The following is a 12289-nucleotide window of genomic DNA, read 5'->3' as shown; positions in this document are numbered from 1 at the left end:
CGTGGCTCACGATAGGGGCAAGGCCATGTCCGGGCATGCGCAAACATCGTTAAATCCGTCCGCGCGGCAATGTCGATGTCAAAAAAGGAAACGGCCCGCCGCCCATGACGGGCGGCGGGCCGCTATCGCGCCAGCCGGGGAAGGCCGGGTAGATGTCGTCAGTCGACCTTCGCGCCCGAGGCCTTGACGATCTGCGCGTACTTCTTCAACTCGCGCTGCACCAGCGCGCCGAACTGTTCCGGCGTGGTCGGCGCGGGCTGGGCGCCGATACGGGCCATGCGCGCCTTCATCTCGTCGGTCTTCAGGATCGCGACGATCTCGCGATTGAGACGGTCGACGACGTCGCGCGGCACGTTGGCCGGCGCGAACACGCCGAACCAGGTCGAGATGTCGAAGCTCTCCAGGCCCAGGCCCTTGCCCGCTTCGGCGATGGTCGGCAGTTCGGGCACGGCGCTGGCGCGCGCCGGCGTGGTCACGGCGAAGGCCTTGAGCTTGCCGGCCTTGATATTGGCGCTGGCCGAGGCCAGGTTGTCGAAGATCAGGTCGGTCTGGCCCGACAGCACCGACAACTGCGCCGGCGCGGCGCCGTTGTAGGGGATATGGACCATGCTGACTTTCGCCAGGCTCTTGAACAGTTCGCCCGACAGATGGCCGGCGCTGCCGTTGCCGCCCGAGGCGTAGTCCAGCTTGCCCGGGTTCTTGCGCGCGTATTCGACCAGGTCGCGCACCGATTCGATGTGCAACTCGGCGGCCTTGCCCGGGTGCATCACCAGCACGTTGGGCACGTCCGCAACCAGCGTGATCGGCGTGAAGTCCTTGATCGGGTCGTACGGCATCTTCGCGAACAGCGTCGGGTTGATCGCGTGCGTCGCGACCGCGCCCATCACGATGGTGTAGCCGTCGGCCGGTTGGCGGGCCACGTAGTCGGCGCCCAGGTTGCCGCCGGCGCCGGGCCGGTTCTCGATGACGACCGGCTGGCCGAGCGAGTCCTTGAGCTTGTCGCCGATCGCGCGGGCGACGGTGTCGAGCGGACCGCCGGCCGGATAGGGCACGACGAACTTGATCGGCTTGCTCGGCCAGGCGGCGGCAGGCGGTTGGGCAGCGGCCGGAGCGGCGAACAGGGCGGCGCCGACGGACGCCACGAGGGCGGCCGCGCTCAGCGCGTTGGCGGCGAAGGTCTTGAACATGGTAGCCAGTCAGCAGGTTTGGGAATCGGCGGGCGCGGCGGGTCCGCCGGCGCCTCGTATTGGTTTCGTATCCGTCTTGGGTGTCTTCAGTGTCTTGCGTGTCTTCGCCGTCCTGGCGGCCCGACTCAGCCGCGGATGCCGAGCCCGCGCGCCATCATCACGGCGCACAGCGGCAGCAGGATCAGCAGATGCGCTTCGATCATGACCCAGCGGCGCGCGGCCTTCAGCTCGGCGTCGGACGGCACGAAGCCGGCCTGGCCCGCGGCCTGCGCGCGCCAGCGGCGGAAGCGGAAGGTCGGCGGCAGCGAGCACAGCGCGATCAGCACGAACACCGTCATCTTGGCGTGGAACCACGGGTTGGGCAGATAGAACTCGACGCCCTTGGCGCCATAGAACAGCCGCAGCAGGCCCGTGGCCAGCGCCGCCATCGCGGAGCCGAAGTACAGCAGATCGTAGATGCCGACGCGGCGCACCGCGGCCGGCGTGATGCCGGGCCGCAGTACGACCGCCTCGGCCACCAGGAAGGTGATCAGCGCGAAGATGGACAGGAAGTGGAGAAAAGCGAGCAAGGCATCGATCTGCATGGGTACTCCGGCTCGGTTCAGGATGGGGGAGGGGCGGAATCGGTGCGGGCGACGGCCGGCCCCGCGGCCGCCGCTTCGTCATTCATCGCTCAGACCGTGATACCAATCGTCATTCGAACCGTCACAGCACGCCCCTGGCCCGCAGTTCGGCGATGCGCTCCGGCGAATAGCCGAGCATCTCGCCCAGCACTGCGTCGGTGTGCTCGCCCAGCAGCGGCGGGTGACGGACCGCCTGCGGCGGCGTGGCGCTCATCTTGATCGGGCTGCCGACCAGCTTGACCTCGCCGGCGCTGGGGTGCGGCAGGTCCACGCGCAGGCCGCGCGCCTTGACCTGGGCGTCCTCGAACACGTCGTCCAGCGTATTGATCGGGCCGCAAGGCACGCCGGCCGCCTCCAGGTCGGCGATCCACTGCGCGCGCGTACGCGGCCGAACCATCTCGGCCAGCATCGGCACCAGCGTGTCGCGGTTGGCCACGCGCTGCGGATTGGTGGCGAAGCGCGGATCGGCCGATAGTTCAGGCCGGCCGCCGGCCTCGACGAACTTGCGGAACTGCCCGTCGTTGCCGACCGCGACGATGATCCAGCCGTCGGCCGCCTGGAAGGTCTGGTACGGCACGATGTTCGGGTGCGCGTTGCCCCAGCGCTTCGGCGCGACGCCGCTGGCCAGATAGTTGGTGTTCATGTTGGCCAGCATGGCGACCTGCACGTCCAGCAGCGCCATGTCGATGTACTGGCCCTCGCCGGTGCGGTCGCGGTGCGCCAGCGCCGCCAGTACCGCGATGGTCGCGTACTGGCCGGTCATCAGGTCGGAGATCGCCACGCCCGCCTTCTGCGGCCCGCCGCCGGGCAGGTCGTCGCGCTCGCCGGTCAGGCTCATGAAGCCGCCCATGCCCTGGATGATGAAGTCGTAGCCCGGGCGGGCGGCGTAGGGGCCGGTCTGGCCGAAGCCGGTCACCGAGCAGTAGATCAGGTCCGGCTTGACCGCCTTCAGCGATTCGTAGTCGAGGCCGTACTTCTTCAGCTGGCCGACCTTGTAGTTCTCCAGCACCACGTCGCTCTGCGCCGCCAGTTCGCGTACCAGCTGCTGGCCCTCGGGCGTGCTGATGTCGCAGGTCACCGAGCGCTTGTTACGGTTGGCGGCGAGGTAGTAGGCCGCCTCGGCGGTGTCGCGGCCCGACTCGTCCTGCAGCCAGGGCGGGCCCCAGGTCCGCGTGTCGTCGCCGGCGCCGGGCCGTTCGATCTTGATCACGTCGGCACCGAAGTCGGCAAGGTTCTGCGCGCACCAGGGCCCGGCGAGCACGCGGGTCAGGTCGAGAACGCGGAGGTGGCTTAAGGCTCCCATGGGAATATCAGGCGGTATCGGTGAGGCAGCTGGACGGCGAAACGGGCAGGGCGGCGAGGCCGGCCGGCGGAACGGACCCGGCGAGGCGGGCCGGCAAGACCTGGCCGGCAAAACCAGACGGCACTGGCGCGCAGGCGGGCGGGCCGCCCCGGCCCGGACAGCCAGCACTGTACCACCGGCGGGTCGCCGGACGCACATCCGCGGACGTCGGCGGCGGTGTCGCCTGCATGCCGCGCATGCCGCCCCGGCAGGCCCCGCGACCACCGGCCCAGCCTGCCGTTGCGGCGGCGTTCCCCGTATAATCAACGGTTTGCAAATCCAATCCGACTGCGCCCTGCGATGTCCATGCGGGGACGCCTTGCCCCCAAACATGAAAGTCTCCGACATCCGCAGCAAGTTCCTGCAGTTCTTCGAATCGAAGGGCCATACCGTGGTCCGCTCGTCGAGCCTCGTGCCCGCCAACGATCCGACGCTGTTGTTCACCAACTCCGGCATGGTGCAGTTCAAGGACGTCTTCCTCGGCACCGACAAGCGGCCCTACTCGCGCGCGACCTCGTCGCAGCGTTCGGTGCGCGCCGGCGGCAAGCACAACGACCTGGAAAACGTCGGCTATACCGCGCGCCACCATACCTTCTTCGAGATGCTGGGCAACTTCTCGTTCGGCGACTACTTCAAGCGCGAGGCGATCCAGTACGCATGGGAGCTGCTGACCAAGGTCTACAACCTGCCGGCCGAGAAGCTGTGGGTCACGGTCTATGCCGAGGACGACGAGGCCTATGACATCTGGGCCAGGGAAGTCGGCGTGCCGGTCGAGCGCATCGTGCGGATCGGCGACAACAAGGGCGCGCGCTATGCGTCCGACAACTTCTGGCAGATGGCCGACACCGGTCCCTGCGGCCCGTGCTCGGAAATCTTCTACGACCACGGTCCGGACGTCTGGGGTGGCCCGCCGGGATCGGCCGAAGAGGACGGCGACCGCTACATCGAGATCTGGAACCTGGTGTTCATGCAGTTCAACCGGGACGAGCAGGGCAACATGACGCCGCTGCCCAAGCCCTGCGTCGACACCGGCATGGGCCTGGAGCGCATCGCCGCGGTGCTGCAGCACGTGCACAGCAACTACGAGATCGACCTGTTCCAGGCGCTGATCCGCGCCGCCGCGCGCGAAACCGGCGTCGACGATCTGAACAACAACTCGCTGAAGGTCATCGCCGACCATATCCGCGCCTGCTCGTTCCTGATCGTCGACGGCGTGATCCCGGGCAACGAGGGCCGCGGCTACGTGCTGCGCCGGATCGTGCGCCGGGCCATCCGCCACGGCTACAAGCTGGGCCGCAAGACGCCGTTCTTCCACAAGCTGGTGGCCGACCTGGTCGCGCAGATGGGCGAGGCCTATCCGGAACTGGCCGAGGCCGAGCCGCGCGTGGTCGAGGTGCTGAAGGCCGAGGAAGAGCGCTTCTTCGAGACCATCGAGAACGGCATGAGCATTCTCGACGCGGCGCTGGCCGATCTGAAGGCCAAGGGCGGCAACATGCTGGACGGCGAGCTCGCGTTCAAGCTGCACGACACCTATGGCTTCCCGCTGGACCTGACGCAGGACGTCTGCCGCGAGCAGCAGGTCTCGGTCGACGAGACGGCCTTCGACGCCGCGATGACGCGCCAGCGCGAGCAGGCCCGCGCCGCCGGCAAGTTCAAGATGGCCGCCGGCCTCGAGTACAGCGGCGCCAAGACGACCTTCCACGGCTACGAGAAGCTGGTGCTGAATGACGCCAAGGTGGTCGCGCTGTACGTCGACGGCGCCTCGGTCGACACCATGCAGCCGGGCCAGACCGGCGTGGTGGTGCTCGACCACACGCCGTTCTACGCGGAGTCGGGCGGCCAGGCCGGCGACCAGGGCGAGATTAAGGCCGGTGCGGCGGTGTTCGCGGTGGCCGATACGACCAAGGTGCAGGCCGATGTGTTCGGCCATCAGGGCACGCTCGCCGGCGCCGCGCTGAAGGTCGGCGACACCGTGACCGCCGAGGTCGACGCGCTGCGCCGCGCGCGCACGATGCGCAACCACTCCGCGACCCACCTGATGCACAAGGCGCTGCGCGAAGTGCTGGGCAGCCACGTGCAGCAGAAGGGCTCGCTGGTCGACGCCGACAAGACCCGCTTCGACTTCTCGCACAACGCACCGCTGACCGCGGCGCAGATCCGCGAAGTCGAGGAGATCGTCAACGCCGAGATCCTGCGCAACGAGGCCACCGGCGCCGAGCTGATGCCGTTCGACGATGCCGTCAAGGGCGGCGCGATGGCGCTGTTCGGCGAGAAGTACGCCGACGAGGTGCGCGTGCTGTCGATCGGCAGCTCGAAGGAACTGTGCGGCGGCACCCATGTGGCCCGCACCGGCGATATCGGCCTGTTCAAGATCGTGGTCGAGGGCGGCGTTGCGGCCGGCATCCGCCGCGTCGAGGCGATCACCGGCGACAACGCGCTGCACTATCTGCAGTCGCTGGACGCGCGCCTGAACGAGGCCGCTTCCGCGCTGAAGGCGCAGCCGAGCGAGCTGGTGCCGCGCATCGGCCAGATGCAGGACCAGGTCCGCGCGCTGGAAAAGGAGCTGGAGCGCCTGAAGAGCAAGCTGGCGGCGTCGCAGGGCGACGAACTGGCGAGCCAGGCGATCGAGGTCAAGGGCCTGAAGGTGCTGGCCGCCCAGCTCGAGGGCGCCGACGTCAAGACACTGCGCGAGACCATGGACAAGCTCAAGGACAAGCTCAAGAGCGCGGCCATCGTGCTCGGCGCGGTGCAGGACGGCAAGGTCAGCCTGATCGCCGGCGTCACCGCCGACGCGACCGGCAAGGTCAAGGCCGGCGAGCTGGTCAACTTCGTCGCCCAGCAGGTCGGCGGCAAGGGCGGCGGCCGCCCGGACATGGCCCAGGCCGGCGGCACCGAACCGGCGAAGCTGCCGGCGGCGCTGGCGGGCGTTGGCGAGTGGGTGGCGGCAAAGGTCTGAGGTCGATACGATCGGCCTTGCCGTTGGTTGGCTCGCCTCTCCCACATGTGGGAGAGGGGCTGCGGGAGAGGGCGATGGGCGTCCGTAAGCGCTGACGGCGCTGGCATCCCTACCGGCGTTTCCCTCTCCCCCGACCCCTCTCCCCGACCCCTCTCCCGCAAGCGGGAGAGGGCGAACACCTCCGCCGTGAGCTATTTCGCGCTCACACTGGCCGCGCTAGCCCGGCTCCCCCGCCGTCCTCGCATACGGCGTCCTGTCGTTCAATTCATCCAGATACGCATCGATTCCGGCGCGTTCGCGCGCGAGGAAGCGCTCGACCGCATCGGCGAAGGCCGGGTGCGCGAGCCAGTGGGCCGAGCGCGTGGCGACCGGCAGGAAGCCGCGCGCCATCTTGTGTTCGCCCTGCGCGCCGCCCTCGAAGGTGCGGATCCGGTGTTCGATGCAGAAGGTCAGCGGCTGGTAGTACGCGGTCTCGAAATGCAGGCAGGGATGGTGTTCGAGCGCGCCCCAATAGCGGCCGTACAGCGTGCTGACCGCCGGATCGTCGTCGTAGACCAGCAGCGAGGCGGCGATGTCACGGCCCTCGCGGCGGGCGATCACCATCAGCAGATGCTCGGGCATGGCCGCGCCGATGCGCTCGAAGAAGTCCAGGTTCAGATACGGCGTCGAACGGTGTTCGCGATAGGTCTGCCGATAGCAGCGATGGAACAGCCGCCAGTCGTCGGGGCCGATCTCCATGCCGCGCAGATGGCGGAACGAAATGCCGGCCTCGGCGACGCGGCGCCTTTCCGCCCGGATGTTCTTGCGCTTCTTCTGCGACAGCGTGGCAAGGAACGCGTCGAAGTCCGGATAGCCGGGATTGGTCCAGTGAAACTGCACGCCGTGGCGCATCATCATGCCGGCCTGCTGCATCAGCTCGGCCTCGGCGTCGTCGGGGAACAGCACATGCAGTGAGGACAGCTGGCTCTGCTCGGCCAGCGTCAGCGCGACCTGAAGCAGCAGTTCGCGCGCCAGCGCGTTCTCGGCCAGCAGGCGCGTGCCTTGCACCGGCGTGAACGGAATCGCCGACAGCCACTTCGGGTAGTACTCCAGGCCGTTCTGCGCATAGGCATCGGCCCAGGCCCAGTCGAACACATACTCGCCGTACGAGTGCGCCTTGGCGTAGAGCGGCATCGCCGCGGCCAGGCGCTCGCCGTCGGCGGTCTCCTTCCACAACGTCAGATGGCGCGGGCTCCAGCCGGTGTCGTCGCTGGCGCTGCCGCTCGCATGCAGCGCATGCAGGAAGGCATGGCGCAGGAACGGTGTGCGGCCGGGCTGCCGCGCCAGCAGGCCGTCCCACTCCACCGGCGAGAGGTCGGCCAGGTTCTCGACGATACGCGTGCGATAATTCTCGGGTCGCTCCGCCGGCATGGCGGCGCTGCCTGCGTGGGATGGCATGGACTTGCTTGCTTTCACGATGTGCCTTGCCGAGATCCGTGGGACCTCCGGCCAGAAGGGGTGATGCGGGTGGTTGCGGGGCAGGTGCCGACTCGCATTATCGCCTGTGGCCGCGCCTGGCATCGGTCCGGCACCATGCGGTCCTGCGCACAACAAGGGTGTTCGAGATGAGCCGATTCTTCAATCTGTATTCCCATGGCTTCGTGCGCGTGGCGGTCGGCGTGCCACGCTGCAAGGTCGCCGATCCCGCCTTCAACGCGCAGCAGACCATCGCGCTGGCCCGCCAGGCGGCGGACGCCGGCGCCGCGCTGGTGGCCTTCCCCGAGCTGGGTTTGTCGGCCTACAGCTGCGACGACCTGTTCCATCAGAAGACCTTGCTCGACGCCTGCGAGCGTGCGCTGGGCGAGATCGTCGAGGCCTCGCGCACGCTGCCGTGCGCGCTGGTGGTCGGCATGCCGCTGCGGGTCCAGCATCAGCTGTTCAACTGCGCGGTGGTGGTCGCCGGCGGCCAGCTGCGTGGCGTCGTGCCCAAGAGCTTCCTGCCCAATTACTGGGAATTCTACGAGGCGCGCCAGTTCAGCGCGGCCGACTGCGCCACGGTCGACCAGGTAGACCTGCTGGGCCAGAGCGTGCCGTTCGGCGCCGGCCTGCTGTTCGAGGTCGAGAACATCCCGCTGCTGCGCTTCCATGTCGAGATCTGCGAGGACGTCTGGGTGCCGATCCCGCCGTCGTCGTTCGCCGCGCTGGCGGGGGCCACGGTGCTGGTCAATCTGTCGGCGTCCAATATCGTGATCGGCAAGTCCGGCTACCGCCATCAGCTGGTGTCGCAGCAATCGGCCCGTTGCCTGGCCGCCTATCTGTACAGCTCGGCCGGCAAGGGCGAATCGACCACCGACCTCGCCTGGGATGGCCAGGCGCTGGTCTACGAGAATGGCGAACTGCTGGCCGAATCGGAGCGCTTCGCCGACGATTCGCACATGATCTTCGCGGACGTCGATCTGGAGCGGCTGTCGCGCGAGCGCATGCACATGACGACGTTCGGCGATTCGGTGCGCCGCCATGCCGGCGAGGTGGCGAAGTTCCGCACCGTCGGTTTCGTGCTGGGGGTCGACGAGGACCGCGATCTGCCGCTGCAACGCCGCGTCGAGCGCTTCCCCTATGTGCCGGCCGATCGCCGGCGGCGCGACGAACGCTGCAACGAGGTCTACCAGATCCAGGTCCAGGCACTGGTGCAGCGTCTGTCGGCCACCGGCATCTCGAAGGTGGTGATCGGCGTCTCCGGCGGCCTGGATTCGACCCATGCGCTGCTGGTCTGCGCCAAGGCAATGGACCGGCTGGGACTGCCGCGCGCCAATATCCTCGGCTTCACGATGCCGGGCTTTGCCACCAGCGACCGCACGCTGCAGCAGGCCAGGCGGCTGATGGAGGTGGTCGGCTGCACCGCGCGCGAGATCGACATCCGGCCGAGCTGCCTGGCGATGCTCAAGGACCTGGGCCATCCGTTCGCCGACGGCAAGCCGGTCTACGACGTGACCTTCGAGAACGTGCAGGCCGGCGAGCGCACCAATCATCTGTTCCGGCTGGCCAATCACCACAACGGCATCGTGATCGGCACCGGCGACCTGAGCGAGCTGGCACTGGGCTGGTGCACCTATGGCGTCGGCGACCACATGTCGCATTACAACGTCAATGCCAGTGTGCCGAAGACGCTGATCTCGCATCTGGTGCGCTGGGTCGCCGAAACGGGCCAGATCGGTGCGGGTGGCAGCGAGGTGCTGCTCGACGTGCTGGGCACCGATATCAGCCCGGAACTGGTGCCGGGCGATTCCAGCGACAAGCCGGGCCAGAAGACCGAAAGCGTGATCGGGCCCTACGAGCTGCAGGACTTCAATCTGTACTACACGCTGCGCTTCGGCTTCACGCCGTCGAAGGTGGCCTACCTGGCGCTGCATGCCTGGGGCGACCGCGAGGCGGGGCAGTGGCCCGAGGAGGCCCATGTCGCGCGCAACGAGTACCAGCTGGCCGACATCAAGCGCAACCTGCGGATCTTCCTCGACCGCTTCTTCCGCACCAGCCAGTTCAAGCGCTCGTGCATTCCGAATGCGCCGAAGGTCGGCTCCGGCGGTTCGCTGTCGCCGCGCGGCGACTGGCGCGCGCCCAGCGACAGCGAGTCGAGCGCGTGGCTGGCCGATCTGGACCGCATTCCGGATACCGCCGCTGAGCCAGGCCGCAAGGGCAAGGGCGGGGCGGCCCCGCAGGCCGGCAATCGACACGACAAGGGGTGATCTCCAACCCGCTTTGGCGCGTCATCGCGCCGCGCGGGCTAGAATCTTGCATCAACCAATCACGACAGAAAGGGGGCCGACATGAAGCAAATTACCGCCATCATCAAACCGTTCAAGCTGGACGAAGTGCGTGAGGCGCTGGCCGACGTGGGCGTGACCGGCCTGACGGTCACCGAAGTCAAGGGCTTCGGCCGGCAGAAGGGCCACACCGAGCTGTATCGCGGCGCCGAGTATGTGGTCGACTTCCTGCCGAAGATCAAGATCGAGGTGGTCGTAGCCGAGAGCCAGCTCGATACCGTGCTGGACGCGATCGTCAAGGCGGCCCATACCGGCAAGATCGGCGACGGCAAGATCTTCGTCACCGAGATCGAGCGCGTGATCCGGATCCGTACCGGCGAGCAGGACGAAGCGGCGGTCTGACGCCGCCGGGTTTTGCCCCTCTCCCGTCCGGGGGAGGGAATTGCAGCCGTCACGCGGCAGCCGTCACGCGTACGGCTGACGCAGCAACACCATCAAGGCCCCCGAGCCGCCCTCGGCGCCCCGGGCCTCCACGAAGGCCAGCACTTCCTCCTTCTGCACCAGCCAACTGCGCACCTTGCCCTTGAGCACCGGCTGCTTGTCCGGCGAGCCGTTGCCCTTGCCGTGGATCACCCGCACGCAACGCACGCCGCGCCGCACGCAACGGCGCAGGAATTCGGCCAGCGCCTCGCGCGCTTCGTCGCGCCGCAGTCCGTGCAGATCGATGCGGTCCTGCGGCACCCATTCGCCGCGCCGCAGCTTGCGTATGACGTCGTTGCCGATGCCAGGGCGGCGGAACGACAGCGTATCGTCGGTCTCCAGCAGGTTTTCCACATCGAAGTGATCCGATAGCGAGGCCGCCAGTACCGCCTGGTCGTCGAGCCGGGTTTGCACCGGCACCGGCTCGGGCCGCCGCGCGGGCGGCGTCACGCGGTTGCGATCGCGCAGTGTCTGGACATTGCCGATGCTGTTGCGGAACACGTTGGCTTCCAGCGCCGCCTGGCGCGCGGCTTCCTCGGCGGCAAGACGCTCAGCCTCGCGGCGCTCGGCGTCGGCCTTCATCTGGTCGCGCAGGCGTGCCAGATCGTCGAGACCAAGGCGGGTACGGGCGGGAGTGGGGGACGAACCGGCAGGGCGGCCGGATTTGCTGGCACCGTGCATCATGATGGGAAAAGCGGCACCGCCGCGGGGCGGCGGGCAAGACCGTGAAACCGGCAAGGTAACACGATCGGCGGCAGAAGGTGGCGCGGGTGGAGGGGCGGAATCCCTCTCCCCCGGCCCCTCTCCCGCAAGCGGGAGAGGGAGAAAACCAGGGGCAGCGGAGACGCCGGCTTGCCCCTCCTCCGCTCGCGGGGTAGGGGAGAAAGCCAAGGGACAGCGGACACGCCGGTTTTCCCCTCTCCCGCTGGCGGGAGAGGGGCAGGGGAGAGGGCAGCTCGCCGAAGGCGAGCAACAAGACTTACTTCAGCGCTTCGACGTAGCGCTGCGCGTCGAGCGCGGCCATGCAGCCGGTGCCGGCGCTGGTGATGGCCTGGCGATAGACATGGTCCTGCACGTCGCCGGCGGCGAACACGCCCGGGATGTTGGTGGCCGTGGCGTCGCCCGACAGGCCGCTCTTGGTCACGATATAGCCGTTGTTCATCTCCAGCTGGCCGACGAACAGGTCGGTGTTCGGCTTGTGGCCGATCGCGACGAACACGCCCGCGAGCTTGCGCTCCTCGGTGATGCCGCTCTGCACATTGCGGATGCGCACACCGGTCACGCCCGACTCGTCGCCCACCACCTCGTCGAGCACGGTGTTCCAGACGATCTCGACGCGGCCTTCCTTCTCGCGCGCCAGCAGGCGGTCGACCAGGATCGGCTCGGCGCGGAACTTGTCGCGGCGATGGATCACGGTGACCTTGCTGGCGATATGCGACAGGTACAGGGCCTCTTCGACCGCCGTATTGCCGCCGCCGATCACCGCCACTTCCTGGTTCTTGTAGAAGAAGCCGTCGCAGGTCGCGCAGGCCGACACGCCGCGGCCCATGAAGTTTTCCTCGGAAGGCAGGCCCAGGTACTGCGCCGAGGCGCCGGTGGCGATGATCAGCGCATCGCAGGTGTACTCGCCGGCGTCGCCGACCAGGCGGATCGGACGCTCGGTCAGCTTGGCCGTATGGATGTGGTCGAAAATGATTTCGGTCTTGAAGCGCTCGGCATGCTCGAGAAAACGCTGCATCAGCTCGGGGCCCTGCACGCCGTTCGGATCGGCCGGCCAGTTCTCCACGTCGGTGGTCGTCATCAGCTGGCCGCCCTGGGCCAGGCCGGTGATCAGCACCGGCTCCAGGTTGGCGCGCGCCGCGTAGACGGCGGCGGTGTAGCCGGCGGGACCGGAACCGAGAATCAGCACTTTCGCGTGTTTGGCCATGATGCGTTCCTGTGGCCGGCGTGCGCCGCGCGCC

Annotated in this window: 9 protein-coding genes; 3 read left to right on the top strand and 6 right to left on the bottom strand. The window is 68.1% G+C overall.

Translation table 11 applies throughout. From position 1 onward, the window contains the following. Nucleotides 1-158: 158 nt before the first annotated feature. The 3 genes from M1D55_RS21240 to M1D55_RS21230 all read right to left on the bottom strand — a co-directional run bounded on the left by M1D55_RS21240 (nt 159) and on the right by M1D55_RS21230 (nt 3113). Nucleotides 159-1187, bottom strand: coding sequence for a Bug family tripartite tricarboxylate transporter substrate binding protein (locus M1D55_RS21240; protein ID WP_006578400.1), 1029 nt, complete (start codon nt 1185-1187; stop codon nt 159-161). A 125-nt stretch (nt 1188-1312) separates the two neighbouring features. Further along, entirely contained in the window at nt 1313-1771 is a 459-nt protein-coding gene (locus M1D55_RS21235; protein WP_053821254.1) for a DUF2214 family protein, read from the bottom strand. Between the two features lie 121 nt (nt 1772-1892). Continuing rightward, nucleotides 1893-3113 carry a CaiB/BaiF CoA transferase family protein gene (locus M1D55_RS21230; RefSeq protein ID WP_006578398.1) on the bottom strand — a complete coding sequence of 407 codons (1221 nt, stop codon included), beginning with the start codon at nt 3111-3113 and terminating at the stop codon, nt 1893-1895. Nucleotides 3114-3483: 370 nt separating this feature from the next. Here M1D55_RS21230 and alaS point away from each other — a divergent pair, with 370 nt between their 5' ends. After that, a complete protein-coding gene (gene alaS, locus M1D55_RS21225) occupies nt 3484-6108 on the top strand; it encodes an alanine--tRNA ligase (protein ID WP_456281761.1) in 2625 nt (874 codons plus the stop codon). 216 nt (nt 6109-6324) lie between these two features. Here alaS and M1D55_RS21220 read toward each other — a convergent pair whose 3' ends face one another. After that, nucleotides 6325-7545: a GNAT family N-acetyltransferase gene (locus M1D55_RS21220; protein ID WP_456281760.1), complete on the bottom strand. Its 1221-nt coding sequence runs from the start codon at nt 7543-7545 to the stop codon at nt 6325-6327. Nucleotides 7546-7712: 167 nt separating this feature from the next. On the opposite strand from M1D55_RS21220, the gene M1D55_RS21215 reads away from it, so the two are divergent. Both M1D55_RS21215 and glnK read left to right on the top strand, forming a co-directional pair. Continuing rightward, nucleotides 7713-9830: an NAD(+) synthase gene (locus tag M1D55_RS21215; protein ID WP_064572883.1), complete on the top strand. Its 2118-nt coding sequence runs from the start codon at nt 7713-7715 to the stop codon at nt 9828-9830. A gap of 81 nt (nt 9831-9911) precedes the next feature. Continuing rightward, a complete protein-coding gene (gene glnK, locus M1D55_RS21210) occupies nt 9912-10250 on the top strand; it encodes a P-II family nitrogen regulator (RefSeq protein WP_006578394.1) in 339 nt (112 codons plus the stop codon). Between the two features lie 63 nt (nt 10251-10313). On the opposite strand, the gene M1D55_RS21205 is transcribed toward glnK, so the two are convergent. Beyond that, nucleotides 10314-11012: a Smr/MutS family protein gene (locus M1D55_RS21205; protein ID WP_456281759.1), complete on the bottom strand. Its 699-nt coding sequence runs from the start codon at nt 11010-11012 to the stop codon at nt 10314-10316. A 295-nt stretch (nt 11013-11307) separates the two neighbouring features. Continuing rightward, nucleotides 11308-12255: a thioredoxin-disulfide reductase gene (gene trxB, locus M1D55_RS21200; protein WP_456281758.1), complete on the bottom strand. Its 948-nt coding sequence runs from the start codon at nt 12253-12255 to the stop codon at nt 11308-11310. Nucleotides 12256-12289: the final 34 nt, after the last annotated feature.

The sequence above is a fragment of the Cupriavidus sp. JZ107 genome, from assembly GCF_053903255.1.
The sequence above is the reverse complement of the archived record's forward strand: the minus strand, read 5'-3'. Positions and strand labels throughout refer to the sequence as shown.